This is a genomic window from Pseudomonas abieticivorans (assembly GCF_023509015.1).
GTDB classification, from domain to species: domain Bacteria; phylum Pseudomonadota; class Gammaproteobacteria; order Pseudomonadales; family Pseudomonadaceae; genus Aquipseudomonas; species Aquipseudomonas abieticivorans.
Genome location: NZ_CP094975.1, coordinates 3,769,702 through 3,794,048, shown reverse-complemented (window position 1 = coordinate 3,794,048; position 24,347 = coordinate 3,769,702). Strand labels below are relative to the sequence as shown.

Annotated in this window: 20 protein-coding genes; 12 read left to right on the top strand and 8 right to left on the bottom strand. The window is 63.8% G+C overall.

Annotated features, from left to right (window positions below; genetic code table 11):
• Positions 1-8 precede the first annotated feature (8 nt).
• Positions 9-803 carry an HDOD domain-containing protein gene (locus L9B60_RS17380; RefSeq protein ID WP_249671990.1) on the top strand — a complete coding sequence of 265 codons (795 nt, stop codon included), beginning with the start codon at positions 9-11 and terminating at the stop codon, positions 801-803.
• On the opposite strand, the gene L9B60_RS17375 is transcribed toward L9B60_RS17380, so the two are convergent.
• The gene (locus L9B60_RS17375) at positions 800-2,185 is read right to left on the bottom strand and encodes a sensor histidine kinase (RefSeq protein ID WP_249671989.1); all 1,386 of its coding nucleotides are present in this window, start codon (positions 2,183-2,185) and stop codon (positions 800-802) included. The two genes, L9B60_RS17380 and L9B60_RS17375, sit on opposite strands and share 4 nt — an antisense overlap.
• Positions 2,178-2,849, bottom strand: coding sequence for a response regulator (locus L9B60_RS17370; protein ID WP_249671988.1), 672 nt, complete (start codon positions 2,847-2,849; stop codon positions 2,178-2,180). Before L9B60_RS17370 ends, L9B60_RS17375 begins: the two co-directional genes overlap by 8 nt.
• Positions 2,850-3,072: 223 nt before the next feature.
• On the opposite strand from L9B60_RS17370, the gene L9B60_RS17365 reads away from it, so the two are divergent.
• Genes L9B60_RS17365 through L9B60_RS17350 form a run of 4 tightly spaced genes read left to right on the top strand, consistent with a single transcriptional unit; the run spans position 3,073 to position 7,381 of the window.
• Positions 3,073-4,362, top strand: a complete 1,290-nt coding sequence (locus tag L9B60_RS17365) for an OprD family porin (protein WP_249671987.1) — start codon at positions 3,073-3,075, stop codon at positions 4,360-4,362.
• A 32-nt stretch (positions 4,363-4,394) separates the two neighbouring features.
• The gene (locus L9B60_RS17360; protein ID WP_249671986.1) at positions 4,395-5,378 is read left to right on the top strand and encodes a Bug family tripartite tricarboxylate transporter substrate binding protein; all 984 of its coding nucleotides are present in this window, start codon (positions 4,395-4,397) and stop codon (positions 5,376-5,378) included.
• 25 nt (positions 5,379-5,403) lie between these two features.
• Complete coding sequence (locus tag L9B60_RS17355; protein WP_249671985.1) at positions 5,404-5,862, top strand: tripartite tricarboxylate transporter TctB family protein; 459 nt, start codon at positions 5,404-5,406, stop codon at positions 5,860-5,862.
• A 1-nt stretch (position 5,863) separates the two neighbouring features.
• The gene (locus L9B60_RS17350; RefSeq protein ID WP_249671984.1) at positions 5,864-7,381 is read left to right on the top strand and encodes a tripartite tricarboxylate transporter permease; all 1,518 of its coding nucleotides are present in this window, start codon (positions 5,864-5,866) and stop codon (positions 7,379-7,381) included.
• A 66-nt stretch (positions 7,382-7,447) separates the two neighbouring features.
• Here the strand turns inward: L9B60_RS17350 and L9B60_RS17345 are convergent, their stop codons facing one another.
• Both L9B60_RS17345 and L9B60_RS17340 read right to left on the bottom strand, forming a co-directional pair.
• Positions 7,448-8,662: a class I SAM-dependent methyltransferase gene (locus L9B60_RS17345; RefSeq protein ID WP_249671983.1), complete on the bottom strand. Its 1,215-nt coding sequence runs from the start codon at positions 8,660-8,662 to the stop codon at positions 7,448-7,450.
• A gap of 100 nt (positions 8,663-8,762) precedes the next feature.
• Positions 8,763-10,148, bottom strand: coding sequence for a hypothetical protein (locus L9B60_RS17340; protein ID WP_249671982.1), 1,386 nt, complete (start codon positions 10,146-10,148; stop codon positions 8,763-8,765).
• Between the two features lie 269 nt (positions 10,149-10,417).
• Here L9B60_RS17340 and bglX point away from each other — a divergent pair, with 269 nt between their 5' ends.
• From bglX to L9B60_RS17315, 5 genes are all read left to right on the top strand, one after another.
• Positions 10,418-12,712 carry a beta-glucosidase BglX gene (gene bglX, locus L9B60_RS17335; protein ID WP_249671981.1) on the top strand — a complete coding sequence of 765 codons (2,295 nt, stop codon included), beginning with the start codon at positions 10,418-10,420 and terminating at the stop codon, positions 12,710-12,712.
• Between the two features lie 108 nt (positions 12,713-12,820).
• A complete protein-coding gene (locus L9B60_RS17330) occupies positions 12,821-14,569 on the top strand; it encodes a sensor histidine kinase (RefSeq protein WP_249671980.1) in 1,749 nt (582 codons plus the stop codon).
• Positions 14,566-15,915 carry a sigma-54-dependent transcriptional regulator gene (locus L9B60_RS17325; RefSeq protein WP_249671979.1) on the top strand — a complete coding sequence of 450 codons (1,350 nt, stop codon included), beginning with the start codon at positions 14,566-14,568 and terminating at the stop codon, positions 15,913-15,915. The genes L9B60_RS17330 and L9B60_RS17325 overlap by 4 nt, the downstream gene beginning before the upstream one ends.
• Before the next feature lie 164 nt (positions 15,916-16,079).
• Positions 16,080-17,396 carry an MFS transporter gene (locus tag L9B60_RS17320; protein ID WP_249671978.1) on the top strand — a complete coding sequence of 439 codons (1,317 nt, stop codon included), beginning with the start codon at positions 16,080-16,082 and terminating at the stop codon, positions 17,394-17,396.
• A 102-nt stretch (positions 17,397-17,498) separates the two neighbouring features.
• A complete protein-coding gene (locus tag L9B60_RS17315; RefSeq protein WP_249671977.1) occupies positions 17,499-18,122 on the top strand; it encodes a flavin reductase family protein in 624 nt (207 codons plus the stop codon).
• Between the two features lie 47 nt (positions 18,123-18,169).
• Here the strand turns inward: L9B60_RS17315 and L9B60_RS17310 are convergent, their stop codons facing one another.
• Together L9B60_RS17310 and L9B60_RS17305 are read right to left on the bottom strand one after the other, a co-directional pair.
• The gene (locus tag L9B60_RS17310; RefSeq protein ID WP_249671976.1) at positions 18,170-18,400 is read right to left on the bottom strand and encodes a hypothetical protein; all 231 of its coding nucleotides are present in this window, start codon (positions 18,398-18,400) and stop codon (positions 18,170-18,172) included.
• A gap of 44 nt (positions 18,401-18,444) precedes the next feature.
• Positions 18,445-18,786, bottom strand: coding sequence for an antibiotic biosynthesis monooxygenase family protein (locus L9B60_RS17305; protein ID WP_249671975.1), 342 nt, complete (start codon positions 18,784-18,786; stop codon positions 18,445-18,447).
• Between the two features lie 218 nt (positions 18,787-19,004).
• On the opposite strand from L9B60_RS17305, the gene L9B60_RS17300 reads away from it, so the two are divergent.
• The gene (locus L9B60_RS17300) at positions 19,005-19,946 is read left to right on the top strand and encodes an AraC family transcriptional regulator (RefSeq protein WP_249671974.1); all 942 of its coding nucleotides are present in this window, start codon (positions 19,005-19,007) and stop codon (positions 19,944-19,946) included.
• On the opposite strand, the gene L9B60_RS17295 is transcribed toward L9B60_RS17300, so the two are convergent.
• Entirely contained in the window at positions 19,943-21,391 is a 1,449-nt protein-coding gene (locus L9B60_RS17295; protein WP_249679764.1) for an aldehyde dehydrogenase family protein, read from the bottom strand. The genes L9B60_RS17300 and L9B60_RS17295 overlap by 4 nt on opposite strands.
• A complete protein-coding gene (locus tag L9B60_RS17290) occupies positions 21,388-23,028 on the bottom strand; it encodes a 5-guanidino-2-oxopentanoate decarboxylase (protein WP_249671973.1) in 1,641 nt (546 codons plus the stop codon). Before L9B60_RS17290 ends, L9B60_RS17295 begins: the two co-directional genes overlap by 4 nt.
• A 114-nt stretch (positions 23,029-23,142) precedes the next feature.
• On the opposite strand from L9B60_RS17290, the gene L9B60_RS17285 reads away from it, so the two are divergent.
• The gene (locus L9B60_RS17285) at positions 23,143-24,024 is read left to right on the top strand and encodes a LysR substrate-binding domain-containing protein (RefSeq protein ID WP_249671972.1); all 882 of its coding nucleotides are present in this window, start codon (positions 23,143-23,145) and stop codon (positions 24,022-24,024) included.
• Positions 24,025-24,347 lie beyond the last annotated feature (323 nt).

The window sequence follows — 24,347 nt, the reverse complement described above, 5'->3', positions numbered from 1 at the left end:
GAGCATTGATGAGCAAGCTGGCGCAAACGGTTCAAACGCAACTGCTCGAGGCGATCGCCAATGACGACCTCGTGCTGCCAACCCTGCCCGAGGTGGCCTGGCGCATTCGCGAGGCTGCCGAAGACCAGAACATCAGCCTGAACGCCCTGGGCCGGGTGATCGGCAGTGACCCGGCCTTGGCGGCGCGGTTAATCAAAGTGGTCAACAGCCCGCTGCTGCGGGTCAGCAGCGAGGTGACCGGGCTGAACACGGCCATTACCCGCCTGGGGGTCAATTACAGCTGCAACCTGGCGATCGGCCTGGTGATCGAGCAGATCTTTCATGCCCGCTCGCCTGCGGTCGAAAGCAAAATGCGTGAAGTATGGGAAAACAGCCTTGAAGTGGCGGGCATTTGCGCCGAACTTTGCCGCCGTTATAGTGCACTGCACACCGACCAGGCGGCTTTGGCGGGGCTGGTGCACCAGATTGGCGTGCTGCCCATCCTGACCTACGCCCAGGACTGCAACGACTTGCTGTCTGACCCGGTGTGCCTGAACCATGTGATCGAGGCCATCCACCCGATCATTGGTGATCGGATACTGGCCGTGTGGGAGTTCCCCTCGACCGTCGCCCAAGTGCCCGGGCATTACCTGGACCTGACCCGTCAATCGAACCGCCTGGACTATGCCGACCTGGTGCAGATCGCCAGCGCGCTGAACCGTGGCCAGGCGCTGTGCGAGTTGCCCGCGTTCAAGCAGCTGGGGCAGCCCCTGCCGTTGCTCGACGAGCACGAGTTGCTGGCAGCCAGGCAAATGTTCCGCTAACCGGCGACAAAACTCACCCGCACCCGCAAGCCTGTCCGAGCCCCATCGTGCAAGCTGATCTGGGCCAGGTGCGCACGGCAGATCTCGCCGACGATCGCCAGGCCCAGACCTGCGCCCATGCCTTGCGCCTTGCGCCGGTAGAAGCGCTCGAACACCCGCTCGCGATCGGCCACGGGGATACCGGGCCCGTCGTCTTCCACTTCCAGCACCGCCGGCGCCATCACCCGCAAGATCACGTTGCCGCCGACCGGGGTATGGGCCAGGGCATTGTCCACCAGGTTGCTAAGCAACTCGTTGAGCAAGGTCGGCTCGCCGCGCAGCCACACCGGCTGGTCAGCCTCCAGCGCCAGGGCAACGCCGCGGGCATGGGCCAGCGGCGCCATGGCCATGCCCAGCTCGCGCGCCAACTGGCTCAGGTCGAGCAACTGCGCACCGCCCTCGGCGATCGCCCGCGCGCCGTTCTCCACCCGGGCCAGGGACAACAGCTGATTGGCCAGGTGGGTCAGCCGATCGGTGCCTTGCGCTGCCGACTCCAAGGTTTCCCGCCACACCGGCGGTTGGTCGCTGCGCAAGCCCAACTCGACCCGCGCCTTCAAGGCCGCCAACGGCGTGCGCAGCTCGTGGGCCGCGTCGGCGATAAATTGCGCCTGGCGCTCGAATTGCACCCGCAGGCGTTCGGTGAAGTGGTTGAGCGAACCCACCAGCGGCCACAGCTCGCGCTGCACCTCCACCAGCGGCAACGGCCGCAAATCGTCGGGTTGGCGGGTCTCGACTTCCCGGCGCAAGCGCTCCAGGGGCCGCAACGCCGCGCTCACCGCGAACCACACCAGCAACAGCGCGCCCAGGCCCAGCATGCCCAGGCGCAGCAGGGTATCGGCCATCAGGCTGCGGGCCATGCGCACCCGCGCCTCCTCGGTCTCGGCCACGCGAATTTCGGCCATGCCATTCATGTTCGGCTCGGTCACCGCCTTCAACAGGCTGACCACGCGCACATCCTGCCCCTGATACTCGCCGTTGTAGAAACGCGCCAAGGCCGGGTAGTCATCGGTGCGCGGCGTGCCGGGCGGCGGCGGCGGGATGTTTTCGTAGCCGGAAATCAGCTTCTGGTGGATGTCATTGACCTGGTAGTAAATGCGCCCGGCGCTGTCGTAGGCAAAGGTGTCCAGGGCCACGTAAGGCACATCGGCGCTCAAGCTGCCGTCGCGCTGGGACAGCCCGGCCGCAATGGTCCGCGCCGAGGCCAGCAGGGTGCGGTCGTAGGCGGTGTCGGCGGCCTCGCGACCATTCCAGTAGGCGCTCAGGCCACTGGCGATCATCAGCACCACCAGCAGCACCGCCAGATTCCACAGTAGCCGCCCACGCAGGCTGCGCACGTTACGCATCGCGGCTCTCGAGCAGGTAGCCCAGGCCACGGAAGGTGACGATGGCGATGGCCTGGCCATCGAGCTTCTTGCGCAGCCGGTGCACGTAGATCTCGATGGCGTCGGCGCTGGCTTCCTCGTCCAGGCCAAATACCTGGGCCGCCAACTGTTCTTTGCTCATGACCCTGCCTGGCCGGGCGATCAACGCCTCCAGCACCGATTGCTCGCGCGAGGTCAACTGCAGCAGATCCTCGCCCAGGGTAAAGCGCCGCGTGTCCAGGTCATACACCAACGGGCCGCAGCGCTGCTGGCGCTCGCCGCCCAGCACCGAGCGACGCAACAGCGCCTTGACCCGCGCTTCAAGTTCGGTGAGCTCGAACGGTTTGGCCAGGTAGTCGTCGGCGCCCAGGTTCAGGCCATGCACCCGGTCTTTCACATCGCTGCGCGCGGTCAGCATCAGCACCGGCAGGTTCTTGCCACGGGCACGCACCCGCGCCAGTACCTCGAAGCCGTCCATGCGCGGCAGGCCCACGTCAAGGATCGCCATGGCGTATTCCTCGCTACCCAAAGCCAGGTCGGCCGCCACGCCATCGTGCAGCACGTCGACGGTCAAGCCTGCGGACTTGAGGGCCTGGGCCACGCTTTCAGCCAACTGGGGGTGGTCTTCGACGAGCAGCACTCGCATGGTGTTCTCCGGGTAAACGAGGGGCCTGCGGCCTTGTTATCGGGCGCAGTGTACAGCCGCGAAAGCCCCCGTGAAGCGTGAAACACAATGATTGTGTGTTGAAAGGTTAGCGAAAGGTTCACCCCCTAGCATCACGTAACGGCAGGTTTGCCCACCCGCCGCACACGAAAAACGCCTCGATGCGTTTTCGCTAAAAACAAGAACAATAATGGAGTCACCGACGATGCCGTCCATGCAGCTGCAGGCGTGCCTGCCTTCCCGCTTTCCCCGTCTTCGCCCCACCGCCCTGGCCAGTGCCGCCGCCCTTATGGGCTTGAGCCCCGTCAGCCAGGCCGATTTCTTCGAAGACAGCAGCGCCACCTTCGAAACCCGCAACATGTACTTCAACCGCGACTTTCGCGACGGCACCAGCGCGCAGCAGTCCAAGCGCGACGAATGGGCCCAGAGCTTCATGCTCAACCTACAGTCGGGCTACACCGAAGGCACCGTCGGCTTTGGCGTCGATGCCCTGGGCATGCTCGGGGTCAAGCTGGACTCCAGCCCCGACCGCACCGGCACCGGCCTGTTGCCCACCCACGATGACGGCCGCGCCGCCGACGAATATTCCAAGCTGGGCCTGACCGGTAAAGTGAAGGTCAGCGCCACCGAGTTCAAGATCGGCACCCTGATCCCCGAGCTGCCGACCTTGCGCCCCAATGACGGGCGCATCCTGCCGCAAACGTTCGAAGGCGGCTTGCTGACCTCCAAGGAACTGAAAAACCTGACCTTCACCGGCGGGCGCCTGGAGAAAGCCAAGGACCGCGACGACACCAGCTTCGAAGACATCGCCCTGAACAACAAGAACAGCCGCTTCTTGGGCACGGTGGCGGGCAACCACTTCGACATGGCCGGCGTGGACTACAAGTTTAGCGAGCGTCTGGTCGGCAGCTACCACTTCGCGCAACTGGACGACGTGTACCGCCAGCATTTCGTCGGCCTGGTCGGCAACCAGCCCTTGAGCGTCGGCAAGTTCGGTTATGACCTGCGCATGGCCTTGAGCGGTGACCAGGGCCAGGCGCGCGGTGGCAACATCGACAACACCTCGCTCAACGGCATCCTCAGCTACAGCCTCAGCGGGCACAAATTCAGCGCGGCCTACCAGCACATGTCCGGCGACACGGCCTTCCCCTACGTCGACGGCAGCGACCCTTACCTGGTCAACTTCGTGCAGATCAACGACTTCGCCGGTGCCCAGGAGCACTCCTGGCAGGCCCGCTACGACTATGACTTCGCCGCCATCGGCCTGCCGGGCCTGAGCTTCATGAGCCGCTACATCAGCGGCGACAACGTCGAACTGGCCAACGGCAGCACCGGCAAGGAATGGGAGCGCAACAGCGAAATCAAATACGTGGTGCAAAGCGGCGCCCTGAAAAACGTCGCGGTACGCTTGCGTAATGCCACCTACCGCTCAAACTTCGCACGCGATGCGGATGAAGTGCGGCTGTTGGTCAGCTACAGCGTGGCTCTTTGGTAATCCCCCATAACAATAATTTCGGAGACTGACCCATGACCCCTACCCTGCGTACGTTGTTCATCGCTGCCGGCTGCCTGCTGTTGGCCGCGCCCTTGTTCGCCGCCGACGAGCCCAAGCGCCCCGAATGCATCGCCCCGGCCTCACCCGGCGGCGGTTTCGACCTGACCTGCAAGCTGGTACAAAGCGCGCTGATCAACGAAAAAATCCTCACCAAACCCATGCGCGTCACCTACATGCCTGGCGGCGTGGGCGCAGTGGCCTACAACGCCGTGGTTGCCCAGCGCCCGGCCGATGCCGGCACCTTGGTGGCCTGGTCCAGTGGCTCGCTGCTCAACCTGGCCCAAGGCAAGTTCGGCCGCTTCGACGAGAACGCCGTACGCTGGCTGGCCGCGGTCGGCACCAGCTACGGCGCCATCGCGGTCAAGAGTGACTCGCCCTACAAGAACCTCGACGACCTGGTACAGGCGCTGAAAAAAGACCCGAGCAAAGTGGTGATCGGCTCGGGCGGCACCGTTGGCAGCCAGGACTGGATGCAAACCGCCTTGATCGCCAAGGCCGCCGGCATCAACCCGCGTGACCTGCGCTACGTGGCCCTGGAAGGTGGTGGCGAAATCGCCACGGCATTGCTCGGCGGGCACATCCAGGTGGGCAGCACCGACATTTCCGACTCCATGCCGCACATCCAGAGCGGCGACATGCGCCTGCTGGCGGTGTTCGCCGACAAGCGCATCGACGAGCCGGAAATGAAAGACATCCCCACCGCCAAGGAACAGGGCTACGACATCGTCTGGCCGGTAGTGCGCGGCTTCTACGTGGGGCCGAAAGTGACCGACGAGGAATACAACTGGTGGAAGGCCGCCTTCGACAAAATGCTGGCCTCCGAGGACTTCGACAAGCTGCGTGACCAGCGCGAGTTGTTCCCCTTCGCCATGACTGGCCCGGAGCTGGACACCTACGTGAAGAAACAGGTGGCGGACTACAAGGTACTGGCCAAGGAATTCGGCCTGATCCAGTAAGCCCCATTTTGCGGAGAGCTTCCCCATGATCCTGCAACGACTGTTTGCCGGCGCCCTGCTGCTGGCCTGTGCCTGCCTCGCGGCCATGGCCTGGCCCTACCAGGCGGCGTTTTCCTACGAACCGGTGGGCCCGCGCGCCTATCCACTGCTGATGCTTGGGCTGATGAGCCTGGCGCTGCTGTACATGGTCTTTCGCCCGGCCCCCATCGTGCACAGCGACGACGAGCCGCCGCTGGACCGCGAAACCCTGACCAAGATCGGCATCTGCGTGGCGCTGCTGCTGGTGTTCGCCGGGCTGTTCGAGCCGCTGGGCTTCGTGCTCAGCAGCATCCTGATCGGCATTCCCATGGCCCGCCTGTACGGCGGCCGCTGGCTGCCCAGCATTGTGATCATCAGCCTGATGAGCGTCGGCCTTTATCTGCTGTTCGACAAGGTCATGGACGTTCCACTGCCCCTGGGCCTGCTCGACGTTCTGGAGAATTGAGATGGATACTTTAGGCTATCTGGGCCAGGGCTTCGGCGTCGCGCTGAGCCCCTACAACCTGGTCACCGCGCTGTGCGGCACCTTGATCGGCACCGTGGTCGGCCTGCTGCCGGGCCTGGGCCCGATCAACGGCGTGGCGCTGCTGATCCCCATCGCCTTCGCCCTGGGCCTGCCACCGGAGTCGGCACTGATCCTGCTGGCGGCGGTGTACCTGGGCTGCGAATACGGCGGGCGCATCAGTTCGATCCTGCTGAACATCCCGGGCGAGGCCTCCACCGTGATGACCACCCTGGACGGCTACCCCATGGCCCGCCAGGGCATGGCCGGCGTGGCGCTGTCGTTGTCGGCGTGGAGCTCGTTCATCGGCGCGTTCATCGCCACCTGCGGCATGGTGCTGTTTGCGCCGCTACTGGCCAAATGGGCGATCGCTTTCGGCCCGGCGGAATACTTCGTGTTGATGGTGTTCGCCATCGTCTGCCTGGGTGGCATGGCCGGCAACCGGCCGCTGAAAACCTTCGTGGCGGCGCTGATCGGGCTGTTTCTATCCAGCGTCGGCATCGACGCCAACAGCGGCGTGTACCGATTTACCGGTGACAGCATCCACATGGCCGACGGCATCCAGTTCGTGGTGCTGGTGCTGGGGCTGTTCTCCATCAGCGAAATCCTGCTGTTGCTGGAAAAAACCCATCGTGGCCAGGAGGCGGTAAAAGCCACCGGGCGCATGATGTTCAACTTCAAGGAAGCGGCCTCGGTGTTCGCGGTCAACATCCGCTGTGGGCTATTGGGCTTTATCATGGGCGTGTTGCCGGGTGCCGGCGCCACCCTGGCCAGCGCCGTGGCCTACATGACCGAAAAACGCATGGCGGGCGCCAGCGGCACTTTCGGCCAGGGCGACAAGCGCGGCCTGGCGGCGCCTGAAACGGCTATCGGCGCTTCGGCCTGCGGCGCCCTGGTGCCGATGCTGACCCTGGGCGTCCCCGGCTCCGGCACCACGGCGGTGATGATCGGCGCGCTGTCGCTGTACAACATCACCCCCGGCCCCCTGCTGTTTCAACAGCAACCGGACATCGTCTGGGGCCTGATCGCCTCGCTGTTCATCGCCAACATCATGCTGGTGATCCTTAACATCCCGATGATCCGCATCTTCACCCGTATCCTCGCCGTGCCGAACTGGGCGCTGGTGCCGGTGATCGCGATCATCACCGCGATCGGCGTTTACGCGGTGCACGCCACCACCTTCGACCTGTTCCTGATGATCGGCATCGGCATCTTCGGCTACATCCTGCGCAAGCTGGACTTCCCGCTGTCGCCGGTGTTGCTGGGGTTCATCCTGGGCGGGCTGATGGAACAGAACCTGCGCCGGGCGCTGTCGATTTCCAACGGCGAGTTGCAGATCCTCTGGTCCAGCCCGATCACCTTCGGGGTATGGGTGTTGACGGCGATCATGCTGCTGCTGCCGCTGGTTCGCATCTGGCGCAAGCGCGTGCTGGCGCGGCGAGTGGTGGCTGACGCGGTTTAAGCGCCCGCGCCTGGTTCGCAAATAAATCCGCCCCACCCTGTAGGGGCGGATTTATCCGCGAAAGCCTCAAATCAATCCATCGGCCTTGAGCAAGGTCTCCAGGCAATGCTCGTTGATGGCATAGAACGCCTTCAACGCCTCGATCTTCTCCAACAGCGGGGCCGGGTTCACCGGCCCCGCACGTTTCACCGCCAAAATCATTTTGTTCTTGTTGGTGTGTTCCAACGAGATGAACTCGAACACCTTGGTCTCGTAGCCACAGGCTTCCAGGTACAGCGCACGCAAGCTGTCGGTGACCATCTCGGCCTGCTGGCCCAAGTGCAGGCCGTATTGCAGCATCGGTTTGAGCAGGCCCGGGCTCTGGATCTGCAGGCGGATCTGCTTGTGGCAGCATGGCGAGCACATGATGATCGCAGCGCCCGTGCGAATGCCGGTATGGATGGCGTAGTCAGTGGCAATGTCGCAGGCATGCAAGGCAATCATCACGTCGATGGCGCTGGGCACCACCGTACGCACGTCGCCATGCTCGAACACCAGGCCCGGGTGCTCCAGATGCGCAGCGGCGTTGTTGCACAGGGTGACCATGTCTTCGCGCAGCTCCACGCCCTTGACCTGGGCTTCACGCTGCAGGCTGTTACTCAAGTAATCGTGGATGGCAAACGTCAGGTAGCCCTTGCCCGAACCAAAGTCAGCCACGCGCACCGCCTGGTCGGCCGGGATGGCTGCGCTGGCGAAGGCGTGGGAAAACACCTCGATGAACTTGTTGATCTGCTTCCATTTGCGCGACATGGCCGGGATCAGCTCATGCTGGGCATTGGTCACGCCCAGGTCCTTGAGGAACGGCCGGCTGAGTTCCAGGTAGCGCTTCTTCTCGCGGTCATGCCCGGCGGCCTGCACTTCGCGTACCTGCTGGGCCTTGTTACGGTGCAGCATGGGCTTGTTCTTTTTGCTGAACTCCAACTGCACCTCGTCGGTGAGGGTCAGCAGGTGAGCATTCTTGAACGAGCCCGGCAGCCACTCGGCGATTAGCGCCTGGGCCTCGGCCAGCGGAAAATTCTTGGTGATGTCGCGGGTTTTATAGCGGTAAACGAAGGTCAGGCACGGCTGATCCTTGACCAGCAACGGCTTGATGGTGACCCGCTGCAGGTCTGCCTCGCTGCCCACGTAACGCGCCAGCACCAACTTGACCACGGCGTTCTGCTGAAGGCCGGTGTCGAGCAGCGCGAGAAAATCGGCGTGGTGATCCGGTGCGGTTTGGCTGGCAAGGGTGGAGGCAGACATGACAAATGATCCTGGGGCGTGCCCAGTGGCACAGCAGTAAAAAAGTGATTGCGCACATTTTACGGATGAAGGCCGGCCGGGCACAGGGATATTTGAGGGGTTATTGCACCTGCTCGATATGGCGCTCCGAGTAAAAGAAGCTGTTCTTGTCACTGCCGGTCGTCAGGAAGAAGCCATAGTCCTGCAGGTACACGTAATGCCCCAACTGCTTGTACTTGTCCTCGCGGCTCATGCAATCCAACGTCTTGGCCCCGCCACTCAAGGCCGGGTTCAGTTCATTGGCTGCGCGCTCGCCGGTCACCTTACAGTCGGTCACCATTGGCTTATCGCCGTAACTGCCGACGATGCTGTTCAAGGTGGAGCCCTGGCGGGTGTAGGTCAGCTGCGAACCCACCGGCATGTTCCGCCAATCACCTTCCAGGCTCAATTGGGTCACGCTGGAGGTTTCCGACATGCTGGTGCCATAGCGGGTCGCTTCACTCAGCGACACCAGGCCGCGCCAGCTGATGCGGTTACCCTCATACCCCTTGCCACGCAGGGTGGTCGCCAACTGCCCGGTCGTTGCGTCGCGAGTGATGAACAACTCTTCGACCAATGGCGTGGTGCTGCCACGGCTGGTGGAGGTCCCCCCCATGCGCAGGTAGCTCAGCGTCTTGGCCGGCGCTGGCAGGCCAGACCTGGCGATGCTATCGAGCACCTGCGGGCTGACCGGGCGCAGGGCCATCGGCGCCGACACCTTGGGCCGAGGCGTATAGGCCGGTAACTGGGCCAATGCACCACGGCCTTCGCACACTTGATTGATCAACACGGCGTAATCAGCCGAGGCCTCATTGAACGGCTTGGCCTGCGGCGCAGCCTCGATTCGCCCGTCGGTCACCTGGTTGCTGGCGTTCACGTCGTAGCCGGCCAGCATGCGCCACTGTTTGCTCGAACAGTTCACTGCATAACGCTCGCGCTTCTGTGCGTAAGGGGCGTTGTAGGGCATGTCTGTGAGGATCTCGGGCTGATCGTACGCGCCCCAGAACTTAACCTCACGGCCATCGTCGGCCAGGCTGTTGCGGTCGATCATCACCCAGTTCTGGTGAGCGTCGGCCTTGACGATGCGCCAGTCAGGCTTGGCTGTCTGGGCGCAGGCCTGGGTAAACGAGGGATTTCGGTAAAGGGCCGCGGCGACATTGGCCTGCAAGCGATGCGGTTCATAGTAACTGCGGCCGTTGCCGCCCAGGTACAGGCGGCGCATGCCGTCCAGGTACATAATGTTGACCGACTGGGCACTGCACGTGGCCTCGAACTGCGCGCTGCGCGGTACCTTGTCGAGCGTGGTATCGCCGACCACGCCGAAGCTCAGGGTGTCGCCATCGCGGTACACGCTGTCCGGGGTCAGCGGTTGCGACAGCAGGCCCTCCAGCAACTGATCGACCTTTTGCGAGGGGGTGGCGCAACCGGCCAGGGTGGCGATCGAAATCGCCAGGATCATACGACGCACAGCAGTCTCCAGAAATCCATTCAGAAACACCTTTCTCGGCCGCAAAGGATTGTTCTTGAGCCCTCGGCCAAAGCGCCCCCGACCGCACCGGCGCGGCTGGATAAGTATTCGCAGGCACCGGCCTTATTTCACCCCCTTACAAATCACCTCTGGCCTGATGCCACTCAATCGGCTAAAAGATGCCAGCACATTACAAAAAATTCGCTTAAACCCTTTTAGGCTGGCCCGTTCCTCCCGTCGGGAACCCTTGCGAGCCACGAGACCATTTCATGAAGAAGCTGTGTTTGCTGGGCCTGCTCGTCGGCCTGGCCTGTCAACCGGTGCTGGCCGCCACACCACCTTCGCCGCTGAAAACCAAGGAAGCCTTCATCGCCGACCTGATGAAGAAGATGACCCTGCAAGAGAAGATCGGCCAACTGCGGCTGATTTCCATCGGGCCGGAAATGACCCACGAGCAGATCCGCAAGGAGATCGCCGCCGGCAACATCGGCGGTACCTTCAACTCGGTGACGCCTGCGGAAAACCGCCCGATGCAGGACGCGGCCATCAATGACAGCCGGCTCAAGATCCCGATGTTCTTCGCCTATGACGTGATCCATGGCCAGCGCACCTTGTTCCCGATCAGCCTGGCCCTGGCCTCGAGCTGGGACATGGACGCCATCGGCCTGAGCGCACGCACCGCGGCCGTCGAGGCCAGCGCCGACAGCATCGACATGACCTACGGGCCGATGGTCGACATCGCCCGCGACCCGCGCTGGGGCCGCACCAGCGAAGGCTTTGGCGAGGATACCTACCTGGTCTCGCGCATCGCCAAGGTGATGGTGCAGGGTTACCAGGGCAAGGACGTCGCGGCGCCCGACAGCATCATGGCCGCAGTCAAGCACTTCGCCCTGTATGGCGCGGTGGAAGGCGGGCGTGACTACAACATCGTCGACATGAGCCCGCAACGCATGTTCCAGGACTACCTGCCGCCCTACCGTGCCGCCGTGGACGCAGGCGCCGGCGGGGTGATGGTGGCACTGAACTCGGTGAACGGCGTGCCGGCCACCGCCAACACCTGGCTGATGCAGGACCTGCTGCGCAAAAGCTGGGGCTTCAAGGGCCTGACCGTCAGCGACCATGGCGCCATTCACGAGCTGATCAAGCACGGCGTGGCCCGCGATGACCGTGAAGCCGCCAAGCTGGCAATCAAGGCCGGCATCGACATGAGCATGAACGATCAGGTGTACGGCAAGGAGCTGCCAGGCTTGCTCAAGGATGGCGAGATCAGCCAGGCCGACATCGACAACGCCGTGCGCGAGGTACTGGCCACCAAGTACGACCTGGGCCTGTTCGCCGACCCATACCGGCGCATCGGCAAGGCCAGCAACGACCCGGCCGACGTAAATGCCGAGAGCCGCCTGCACCGCGACGCCGCCCGTGAAGTGGCGCGCAAGAGCCTGGTATTGCTGGAGAACCACAACAACACCCTGCCCTTGAAAAAACAGGGCACCATCGCCTTGGTCGGCCCCCTGGCCAACTCGCCAATCGACATGATGGGCAGCTGGTCGGCGGCTGGGCGCCCCGAACAGTCCATCACCCTGCTGCAGGGCCTGCGCAATGCCGTGGGCGACAAGGCCAAAATCGTCTACGCCAAGGGCGCGAACATCATCGACAACAAGGAGGCCGTGGCCTTCCTCAATCGGATCATTTTCGACCGCAAGGAAGTCGACATCGACCCACGCCCGGCCGAGCAGATCATTGCCGAAGCGGTGCAGGCCGCGCAGCAGGCCGACGTGATCGTGGCCGCGGTAGGCGAGGCGCGGGGCATGTCCCACGAGTCCGCCAGCCGCACCACCCTGGAAATCCCTGGCACCCAGCGCGACCTGATCAAGGCCCTGAAAGCCACCGGCAAGCCGTTGGTGTTGGTACTGATGAACGGCCGGCCGCTGTCCCTGGTACAAGAACAGCAACAAGCCGACGCCATGCTGGAAACCTGGTTCTCCGGCACCGAAGGCGGCAACGCGATCGCCGACGTGCTGTTCGGCGACTACAACCCGTCGGGCAAGCTGCCCATCAGCTTCCCGCGTTCGGTGGGGCAGATCCCGGTGTACTACAGCCACCTGACCATTGGCCGGCCGTTTACCGAAGGCAAGCCCGGTAACTACACCTCGCAGTATTTCGACGAGGAAACCGGCCCGCTGTATCCGTTTGGCTATGGCCTGAGCTACACCGACTTCAGCCTGTCGGACGTCACCCTGTCGGCGCAGACCATGAAGCGCAATGGCAGCGTGGATGCCAGCATCACCGTGAGCAACACCGGCAAGGTGGCGGGCAGTACCGTGGTGCAGCTCTACCTGCACGACGTGACGGCCTCCATGGCGCGGCCGGTCAAGGAGCTGAAGAACTTCCAGAACGTCACGCTCAAGCCTGGCGAATCGAAGGTGGTGCATTTCAGCATCAAGGAAGACGACCTCAAGTTCTACAACGCCCAGCTCAAGTACGCAGCCGAGGCCGGGGAGTTCGAGGTGCAGATCGGCCTGGACTCGCAGAACGTTAAGCAGCAGAGTTTCACCCTGCTGTAACGCAGGTACCGCAGTAGGAGCGGACTTATCCGCGAAAAACACACCGCGATATTCCAGACACACCGCGCAGTGAGCTTCGCGGATTAATCCGCTCCTACAGGAGGCCTGATGAATCGCCTACGCTGGCCCCTCCTTGCCCTGCTCATCGTCGGCGGCGCAGTGCTGGCAGCGCTTCTGGCCATGCGCCACGCCGAGCGCACGGCCATGATCGAGGAGGCCGCTCGCGCCCGCGAGCCGCTGGGGCTGTACGCCAATTCGCTGCATACCCTGATCGAACGCTTCCGCACCCTGCCGGCCGTGCTGGCCCTGGACCCGGAACTGATCGCTGCCCTGCACGGCCCGGTCAGCCCCGCCACTCAAGAGCGCCTCAACCGCAAGCTGCAGGCCATCAACGGCGCGGCCCGCTCCTCGACTCTCGAGCTTCTGGACCGCAACGGCCTGGCCATCGCCGCCAGCAACTGGCAACTGCCTACCAGCTACGTCGGCCAGAACTACGGCTTTCGGCCCTACTTCCTGCAAACCCGCACCCAGGGCAGCGGGCGCTTCTACGCGGTTGGGGTGACCAGCGGCATTCCGGGTTACTTCCTGTCCAGCGCTGTGACCAACGACCAAGGCGAGTTCCTGGGGGCCATGGTGGTCAAGCTGGAATTCCCGGAGCTGGAGCGCGAATGGCGCCAGGGCTCGGACACCCTGCTGGTCAGCGATGCCCGCGGCATTGTGTTCATTGCCAACCAACCCGGGTGGCGCTACCGCGAACTGCACCCGCTGAGCAACAACGACCGCGCCGAACTGACCTCTACCCGCCAATATGACCAACAGCCACTGACCCCTCTGGAACACCAAAGCCTGCAACGCTTTGACGATGACAGCGACCTGGTGCGCGTCAACACCCCCGACGGCTGGGCCGACTACTTGTGGGAATCCCAAGCCCTGGGCGACGACGGCTGGACCCTGCACCTGCTGCGCCGCCCATTGCTGGCAGCCGAAGACAGCCGCAATGCGGCGTTGGCCGCGGCCGGCCTGTGGTTGAGCGGGGCCCTGCTGTTGCTGTTGCTCAACCAACGCTGGCGCTTGGCCCGACTGCGCCAGCGCAGCCGTGAAGAACTGGAACGACTGGTGCAGGAGCGCACCGCCGAATTGCGCACCGCCCAGGAGGGCCTGGTGCAGTCTGCCAAGCTGGCCGCCCTGGGGCAGATGTCGGCGGCCTTGGCCCACGAAATCAACCAGCCCCTCACCGCCCAGCGCATGCAACTGGCCAGCCTGCGCCTGCTGTTGGACCATGGTCGTGTCGACGATGCCTACCAGGCCTTGGCGCCGTTGGAGCAGATGCTCAGCCGCATGGCAGCCCTCACCAGCCATTTAAAGACCTTCGCGCGCAAAAGCCCCGCTGGGTTACGTGAACGCCTGGACCTGGCATGCGTGGTCGACCAGGCACTGCTTCTACTGGAACCGCGCATCCACGCCGAACGGATCAGCACCGTGCTGCACCTGGCGCGCCCGGCCTGGGTGCGCGGCGACGCCATCCGCCTGGAACAAGTACTGATCAACCTACTGCGCAACGCCCTGGACGCCATGGCCAACCAGCCACTCAAACGCCTCGAGGTGCGCATCGATGCCGACCAAGGCAATTGGCGCTTGTCGGTGATCGACAGCGGTGGCGGCATTGACGACGCCCACCTGGCCGATCTGTTCGAACCGTTTTTCACCACCAAGCCCGTGGGTGACGGTTTAGGGCTGGGGCTTGCGATATCCTATGCCATCGTCACCGAACTGGGCGGGCGCCTGAGCGCCGCCAACCTGGCTGGCGGCGCCCATTTCAGCCTGGCCCTGCCAGCCGACACGGAGACAGCCTTTTGACCCCTGCCCTGAACTCGGTGATTGTGGTTGATGACGAGCCCAGTATCCGCAGCGCCGTCGAGCAGTGGCTGAGCCTGTCGGGCTTCACGGTGCAATTGTTCAGCCGCGCCGAGGACTGCCTGGCCGCCCTGCCCGCTCATTTTCCCGGGGTAATCCTCAGCGACGTGCGCATGCCCGGCATGGGTGGCCTGGAATTGCTGGCCCAACTGCAGGGCCGCGACCCCGACCTGCCGGTGATCCTGCTCACCGGCCACGGCGATGTGCCCATGGCAGTGCAGGCCATGCGCGCCGGTGCCTACGACTTCCTGGAAAAACCCTTCAGCCCCGAAGACTTGCTCGGCAGCATCGGCCGGGCTCTGGAAAAACGCCAGCTGGTGCTGGAAAACATGCGCCTGCACCAACGTGTAGATCTCAAGGACCGCCTCGACGCCAGCCTGCTGGGCGTGTCGCCGGGCATGGTGCAGTTGCGCCGGCAGGTGCTGGACCTGGCCCAACTGCCGGTCAACGTGCTGATCCGCGGCGAAACCGGCAGCGGCAAGGAGCGCGTCGCCCGTTGCCTGCATGACTTTGGCCCGCGAGCCGATCAGCAGTTTGTCGCACTCAATTGCGCGGCGATCCCCGAGCAGCTGTTCGAAGCCGAGCTGTTCGGCCATGAAAGCGGGGCGTTCACCGGTGCTCAAGGCAAGCGCATTGGCAAGCTGGAATATGCCGACGGCGGCACCCTGTTCCTCGATGAGGTCGAAAGCCTGCCGCTGGCCCAACAAGCCAAACTGCTGCGCGTGCTACAGGAACAGAAACTCGAGCGGTTGGGCTCCAACAAAAGCATCTCGGTGGACCTGCGCATCATCGCCGCGACCAAGCCCGACCTGCTGGACGAGGCCCGCGCCGGGCGCTTTCGCGAGGACCTGGCCTACCGCCTGACCGTCGCCCCGCTGCGCCTGCCGCCCTTGCGCGATCGCCGTGAAGACATCCCGCTACTGTTCGCGCATTTCGCCCGCGAGTGCGCCCAACGCCTGGGCCGCAAGGCGCCGCCGACGAGTGCCGGCCAACTGGCCAACTTGCTGACCCACGACTGGCCTGGCAACGTACGCGAACTGATCAACGCTGCCGAGCGCCACGCCTTGGGCCTGGGTGACATCGAGGCGCTGCCCGTCAGCGGCGGCTTGTCACTGGCCGCGCAGCAAGAGGCCTTCGAGGCGCAGTGCCTGCGCGCGGCACTGGCCCGGCACCAGGGTGACATCAAGGCAGTGCTTAACGAGTTGCAACTGCCGCGCCGCACCCTCAACGAGAAGATGCAACGCCACGGCTTGCAGCGCGACGCCTTCATCAAGGATGAGCGCGCATAGATAGGCGGATTTCCGCTTATGCCAACACATGGCTAAGCGAAAATCCGCTCATTTCTCAGAGCAACCCCCTCTAAAACAGGCCTTCAGTGCCTGGCACGGCTCCTGCTATAGCCCTTGCAGGCAGCGCTTGTGCGCGCTTCATAAAAACAATGAAAGGATCCGTCATGGATAACTCTCTTACTGCCGGGGCAGCCACTGCACCGGTCCAGGAAAAAACCACCGGCAGCCGGCTCAAGTCGATCTTCAGCGGCTCGGTCGGCAATATGGTCGAGTGGTACGACTGGTACGTGTACGCCGCGTTCTCGCTGTACTTTGCCCAGGTGTTCTTCCCTAAAAACGACCTGACCGCTCAATTGCTCAATACCGCCGCGATCTTCGCCGTGGGCTTTCTGATGCGCCCCATCGGTGGCTGGCTGATGGGCCTGTACGCCGACCGCAAGGGCCGCAAGGCAGCGCTGATGGCCTCGGTGTTGCTGATGTGCTTTGGCTCGCTGATCATCGCCCTCACCCCAGGTTATGAAACCATCGGCGTCGGCGCACCGATCCTGCTGGTGTTCGCGCGCCTGCTGCAGGGCTTGTCGGTGGGCGGTGAGTACGGCACCTCGGCCACCTACCTGAGCGAGATGGCAACCAAGGACAAACGCGGCTTCTTCTCAAGCTTCCAGTACGTGACGCTCATCTCCGGCCAACTCATCGCCCTGGCCGTGTTGATCGTGCTGCAAAACACCCTGACCGAAGCGCAGCTGCTGAGCTGGGGCTGGCGCGTGCCGTTCGTGATCGGCGCCCTGTGCGCAGTGGTCGCGCTGTACCTGCGCCGCGGCATGGAAGAAACCGAGTCGTTCAGCAAGAAAAAGGAAGCGCCCACGGAAAGCCTGATGCGCACCCTGATGCGCCACCCCAAGGAGCTGCTGACCGTGGTCGGCCTGACCATGGGCGGCACCCTGGCCTTCTACACCTACACCACCTACATGCAAAAATACCTGGTGAACACGGTGGGCATGAGCAAGGGCGATTCCACCACCATCTCCGCCGCCACGTTGTTTTTGTTCATGTGCCTGCAACCGGTGATCGGCGCGCTGTCGGACAAGATCGGCCGCCGCCCGATTTTGATCGCCTTCGGCGTGCTGGGCACGATCTGCACCGTGCCGATCCTCACCACCCTGCACACCATCCAGTCCTGGTGGGGGGCATTCTTCCTGATCATGGCGGCGCTGATCATTGTCAGCGGCTACACCTCGATCAACGCCGTGGTAAAGGCCGAGCTGTTCCCTACCGAGATCCGCGCCCTGGGCGTGGGCCTGCCGTACGCGCTGACCGTGTCGATCTTCGGCGGCACGGCTGAATTCATCGCGCTGTGGTTCAAGAGCATTGGCATGGAGACGGGGTACTACTGGTACGTGACGGCGTGCATTGCCTGTTCGTTGCTGGTGTATGTGTTCATGAAGGACACCCGCACGCATTCGCGCATCGAGACTGACTGAGCCCTTTTCGCGGATAAAACCGCTCCTACAGGTTGAACATGACCAACCGAATCTTCATTGTGTAGGAGCGGATTTATCCGCGAACCAGCCCGGAGTTTCACAATGCCCGACGACACCTATTACTACGAACCCGCCCAGGGCCACGGCCTGCCACACGACCCCTTCAACGCCATCGTCGGCCCACGGCCGATTGGCTGGATCTCGTCCCACGACGAAGCAGGCAAACTGAACCTGGCGCCCTACAGCTTCTTCAACGCCTTCAACTACATCCCGCCCATCATCGGTTTTGCCAGCGTTGGCCGCAAAGACAGCCTGAACAACATCGAGAAAACCGGCGAGTTCGCCTGGAACCTGGCCACCCGGCCCTTGGCCGAGCAGATGAACCAGAGCTGTGCGCCGGTGGCCCCCGAAGTGGACGAGTTTGTGCTGAGCGGCCTGACGCCGGTCGCCTCCAGGGTGATCAGCGTGCCACGGGTGCAGGAAAGCCCGGTGTCGTTCGAATGCAAGGTTACCCAGATCATTCAGCTACAACGCGCCGACCAACAGGTGGTGCCCACCTGGTTGATCCTGGGCGAGGTGGTGGCCGTGCACATCGCCAGGCACCTGCTCAAGGACGGCATCTACGACACCGCTGCCGGCGAGCCGATTTTGCGTGGCGGCGGCCCGGCCGACTACTTCCAGCTGGGCCCCGAGGCGTTGTTCAAGATGCACCGCCCCAAGGCTTGAAGCCTGTACGCCCAGGGTAGGAGCATCCGCGAAAAGAACGACGCGATTTACCAGACCAGCTCGCCGTCTTCGCTCACATCGGCAAGGCGCGCCAGCTCGGCAGTGGCTGCATCATCGGCTTCAAAGGCTTTGGCAAAGGTGGTGCCTTCCAGCACCTTGTGAAAGCGTGGTACGCCGCCAGCGCCCAGGCCTTTTATCGCGATGGCTGCACTGTAGCCGCCCTCGCCCGGCACTACGGCCGATACTGCTTCGTGTTGTGCAAACTCTCTACGTGCCATGTTGCGGTTCCCGGCCCATTGATCAAAGGCCGCCATTGTAAACCTCAACTGACCTTGAGGTGCCACGGTGTCGCGACGCCTTGGGTGGTCGCGTCGTTGAAGGTGTGCACGTCCAGGCTGTTGACCAGCCCCAGCGCCAGCAGGTCATCAAAAACCTGCATCACTGGCGAGGCAAACCACGCAGTCATGGCCTGCTGATCGGCCCAGAAGCCGGAGATCAGCCACAGGTCGGCGTCGCATTGCGAATGCTGCAAGGCAAAATGCAGGCAGCCGGCAGCCGTTCTCGAAGGTTCCAGCAAACGGTTGAGGTGCTCGCCCAACGCGGCGGAGCGACCGGCACGAGCGCGAATGAAGGTTGAATGACTGACCGTTGATGGCTGGGTCATGGTCTGCTCTCCCCTGTAATAGATAGCCCATCGCTACAGGAACAGAGATTACGGCCCAAGCGCAAAATCGGTTAGTCGATTCCTGCCGGGTGCTTGCCTGATCCTGTACACCTGCAGGATCAGGCAAGCACCCGGCAGCATTCGACTAGCGGCTGCGCTTGCCCAAACTTATGCTGTATCAAACCCTACACACCCATTTGGCCAAAGGAACACCCACCATGTCCGAAGCCGAGCCGTTACCCCTGGCCCTGGACCCTGCCCTGCAACTGCAGCAGGCGGACCTGGCCAACCTGATTCGCCGCCACGTGACCGAGCAAGGCACCGTCAGTTGCCCCATCAAGGACCTGCACCTGGTGCGTTACGAACAAAGCACTTTGCGCACGCACTCCTTCCCCACCCTGGTGCAACCGGCCTTATGCATCCAGGCCAATGGCAGCAAGAAGGTGTGCCTGGGTGATGAGGAATACACCTACGATGCCCTGAACTACATGGTGTTGTCGGTGGCCATGCCCATCAGCGGTGGCGTGGTCGAAGCATCGCCTGAGAGCCCAAGCCTGTCATTGCGACTGGACCTGGACCCGGCCGAGATCAACGCGCTGATCGCCGAGGCGGGGCCCATTGGTGTACCCACCCGGCCCACCGGCCGTGGCTTGTACGTGGAACGCATGGACCCGCACCTGCTCGACGCGGTGATCCGCCTGGTACGCTTACTGGACTCGCCAAAAGACATCGCCATGCTCGCGCCACTGGTACGTCGGGAAATTCTGTATCGGTTGTTGCGCAGCAAGCAGGGCCATCGCCTCTACGAAATCGCCGTGTGCAACACCCAGACCCACCGCGTCAGCCAGGCCATCAGTTGGCTCAATCAACATTTCCATCGGCCGCTGCGCATCGAGGACCTGGCCCGGGAAATCAACTTGAGCGCCTCCACCCTGCACCATCGGTTCAAGGCGGTAACGTCAATGAGCCCGTTGCAGTACCAGAAACAACTGCGCCTGCAGGAGGCCCGTCGGTTGATGCTGATCGAAGGGCTGGAAGCCGCCGCAGCCGGCTATCGCGTGGGCTATGAAAGCCCCTCGCAATTCAGCCGCGAATACAGCCGCCAGTTCGGCGCGCCACCGGTGCGGGACTTGGCGCGCCTGCGCATGGCCACGCCTTAAACGGCGCGTACCACGTGCTTGATTTCCTGGAAGGCCTGCAAGCCCCAGGGCCCTAGCTCGCGGCCCAGGCTGCTCTGCTTGTAGCCGCCCCAGGCGGTCTGCGGGAAGATCACCTGAGGCGCGTTGAGCCACACCAGGCCCGCCTGCAGGGCATTGGCCACGCGTTCGCCAGTGGCAGCATCGGCGCTGACCACGCTGGCCACCAGGCCATAGTCGCTGTCGTTAGCCAGCTCGATGGCCTGGGCCTCGTCAATGAAGGCGCGCACGCACAACACCGGGCCAAAGACCTCCTCGCGCCACAAGGCGCTGTCCAGCGGCACGTCGGTAAACACCGTGGGCTGCAGGTAATAGCCGACCGCAAGCTCGGCCGGGCGAGCGCCGCCGCACAGCAACTTGGCCCCCGCAGCCAGGCCCTTTTGCACATGCCCCAGCACACGCTGGTACTGCGCCAGGTTGACCAGCGCCCCCATCTCGGTGCCCGGCTCGAACGGGTCGCCCACCTTGACCGCTTCAGCCCGAGCCTTCAGGCGCTCGACGAAGCGTTCGTACAACGGTGCTGCCACCAACACGCGGCTGGTCGCGGAACACATTTGGCCTGCGTTGAAGTAGCCACCGCCGCACGCCAACTCGACGGCCAGGTCCAGGTCGGCGTCGGCCATCACCAGCAAGGACGACTTGCCGCCCAGCTCCAGGCTGACGCCCTTGATGCTCTCTGCCGCGCGTTGCATCACTTGCACGCCCACCGCATTGCTACCGGTGAATGACACCTTGGCGATGCCCGGGTGGCCCGACAATACCGTGCCGACTTCCACGCCCGTGCCACACACCAGGTTGAACACCCCTGCCGGCAGGCCGCTGCTGGCAATAATCGCGGCCAGCTCCAGCTCGGCCAAGGGCGTGACTTCCGACGGTTTGAGAACCACGCAGCACCCCGCCGCCAGGGCCGGGGCCAGTTTCCAGGCGGTGGTCACCATGGGGAAGTTCCACGGCACGATCAGCCCCACCACGCCGCACGGCTCGCGGCGCACACGGGCGGCAAAATCGGCCGTGGGCAATTCGATCGGCGCATCCTGGCGCGCATCCAGGCCTTCGGCCAGTTGGGCGTAGTAATCGAAGGTGCCGATCACGTCATCCACGTCGATCGCCGCCTCGCTCACCGGCTTGCCGTTGTTTGTCGCCTGCACCTGCACCAGGCGCTCACGCTGGGCTTCGACCCCGCGGGCAATCGCACGCAAGAACACCGCGCGCTCTGCACCGGTGGTGGTCGACCAGCGCGGGAATGCCTGTTGCGCCGCGCTCACGGCACGCTCGGCGGTCACGCCATCGGCGCCGGCCACGTGGGTAAGGACCTGTTCGCTGGCCGGGTTGGTCACGGTCAAGGCCTGCGGGCCGCTGGACCATTGGCTATCGATATAAATGCCTGGCAGGGTTGGGGGAAATTTCAGCATGCTTGCAGCTCACTCATCCAGACGGTTTGGTTGACTTCAATCAGCGTCGGCAACGAACGCCCGCGTGCTTCGCGCAGGGCTGCCTGCAAAGTGGCCGCACCACTGACGGCTTGGGCAAAACAGCCCATGGCCTTGGCGATGCCGATGAAGTCGGGGGTATGTATGTCCACGCCCACCGGCGTGATGTCGCGGTTGACCATGTACTTCTTGATCTCTTCGTAGCCGTGGTTATTCCACAGCAGCACGATCACCGGGATCTGTGCCTCTACGGCGCTGGCCAGTTCCGGCAAGGTGAACTGCAGGCCGCCGTCGCCGATCAGGCACACCACCGGGCCACGCGACTCGCGCTTGGCATGGCCGCCAAGCCAGGCCCCCATGGCCGCAGGCAAGGCATAACCGAGGGTGCCGTAACCGGTGGAGGCGTTGAACCAGCGGCGCGGGTGGTCCAGGTCCAGGGTCAGGTTGCCGCTGTAGACCGGCTGCGTGGAATCGCCCACCAACACGGCCTCGGGCAGCGCCTGCAATACAGTCTTGAGGAACACCGTCTGGCCCAACGTGGCCTCATCCCACTCGCCAGCCAGGGTGTCGCGCAAGGCCTGTGCGCGCCGTGCGCCCCAATCGGCCAGGCGGGGGGCCAGGCTGTGGCGGTCCAGTTCGGCCTCCAGCGCCTGGGCGGCAAGCTGGGCATCGGCCACCAGCGCCACGGCGGGCGCATAGTTGCGCACGGTCTGGTCCGGGTCGATGTCCACCCGCAGCAAGGTACCCGGGATCTGGAAGCCGCCCTTGAAGGTGATGTCGTAGTCGGTTTCGGCCAACTCCGTGCCGATCGCCAGCACCACGTCGGCCTCGCACACCAGTGCGCGGGTGGCGACCAGCGACTGGGTCGAGCCGATCAGCAAGGGGTGGGCCGAGGGCAACATGCCCTTGGCATTGATGGTCAACGCCACCGGCGCCTGCAGCCGTTCGGCCAGGCGCACGAGGCTGGCCGCGGCATCGATGGCACCACCCCCGGCGAGGATCAGCGGGCGTTTCGCCGCCGCCAACAGGCGCACCATGTGCTCCACCGCAGCGGGCGCGGGGCCGGCGCGGTTGACGCTGACGGGCTTGCAGGCCAACAGGTGATCGGCCGGCTCCACCAGCACGTCCAGTGGAATCTCGATGTGCACCGGCCGCGGCCGCGCGCCCTGGAACACCGCGAAGGCGCGGGCCAACACCATCGGCAAATCATCAGCTGACATCAGGGTATGGGAGAAAGCACACACGCCGGCCACCAGGCTGCCCTGGTTTGGCAATTCATGCAGCTTGCCGCGCCCGCCGCCCAACTGGTTGCGGCTTTGCACGCTGGAAATCACCAGCATCGGGATCGAATCGGCATAAGCCTGGCCCATGGCGGTGGTGATATTGGTCATGCCGGGGCCGGTGATGATGAAACACACGCCGGGCTTGCCACGGGTGCGGGCGTAACCGTCAGCCATGAAGCCAGCGCCTTGCTCGTGGCGCGGGGTAACGTGCGCGATGTTGGAGTCGGCCAGGCCGCGGTAGAGCTCCACGGTATGCACGCCAGGAATACCGAAAACTTGGTCTACAGCATAGCCTTCAAGGAGTTTTACCAATACTTCGCCACACGTCGCCATGATCCAATGCCTTTGTAATTCTGGTATCAGGCTGCATTGGAACCGTCGGGCGGTAACCTGCACAAACCAAAAATCGTCATACTAGGCATGTCTTCACGTCATGGCTTAAGCACGATGAAACGTCTCCCTCCCCTGCCCGCCCTGCACACCTTCGTGGTCACGGCCCAGTGCTGCAATTTCACCCGCGCGGCGCAGCAACTGCACATCACCCAAGGCGCCGTGAGCCGGCAGATCGCCGGGTTGGAAAGCCACCTGGGCTACCCGCTGTTCGTGCGCCAGGCGCGCGGCCTGAGCCTGACGCCCCAGGGCCGTGAGTTGTTCCCGAAAATGCAGCAGGTGTTTGCCCTGATCACAGAGGCAGTGGACGACCTGGAACAGGCCAGCGAGGCTATCCAGCTCAAGGCGCCGACCTGCGTGATGCGCTGGCTATGGCCACGCCTGATGCGCTGGCAGGCCGAGCGCCCGGATGTGCCGGTGGAGCTGACCACCACGGTGCAACACGGCGTGGACTTTCGCCGCGAGGACTTTGGCGCGGCGATCATCTACGGCCCACCACCCGGCACCGGGATGGTCGCGCGGCACCTGTTCGACGAGCAACTGACACCGGTGTGCGCACCGCAACTGCTCAAGGGCCCCACCCCGCTCAAATGCGTTGCCGACCTTGAGCACCACATGCTGCTGCATCCCACCCGCGAAGACACCGACTGGGAAACCTGGCTCAAGGCCGCCGGCGGCACCCTGGGCAATGTCAGCAAGGGCCAGCACTTCGAAACCCTGGACCTGGCCATGTCAGTGGCCACCCACGGCACGGGCGTGGCCATCGGTGACTGGGCCCTGATCGCCGAAGACCTGGCCAACGGCCAACTGGCCATGCCGTTCGACCTGAAAGTGCGTACCGGGTTGGGGTACTACCTGGTGTACCCGCAACGGGCCAAGGCGTCGGCGGGGTTGGTTGAGTTGTTTGATTGGTTGTTGGTGCAGGCGGGGGGGCGCTGAGGGGGGGAGGATGGGATGGGATTGGCTGGGCTTTGGATTCAAGTGATGCTGAGACCGGCCGCCCGCGCGGCCTATCGCAAGCAAGCTTGCTCCCACATTGGTTGCAACGTGCCGCATTCTGGTAGGGAGGCGTTGCCGGTTTTGGAGGTATCGCAGGCCCATTTGCGGTGCTTTAAAAGCGCTCAACGCCGCTCCCGCAGACATTGGCACGTTGCAGCCAATGTGGGAGCAAGCTTGCTTGCGAATAGGCCGCGCGGGCGGCCGGTCTCAGCAACAATTGAATCCCAAGCCAAACCCCGCCGCCGCCCCCCCAGCCACGCCCA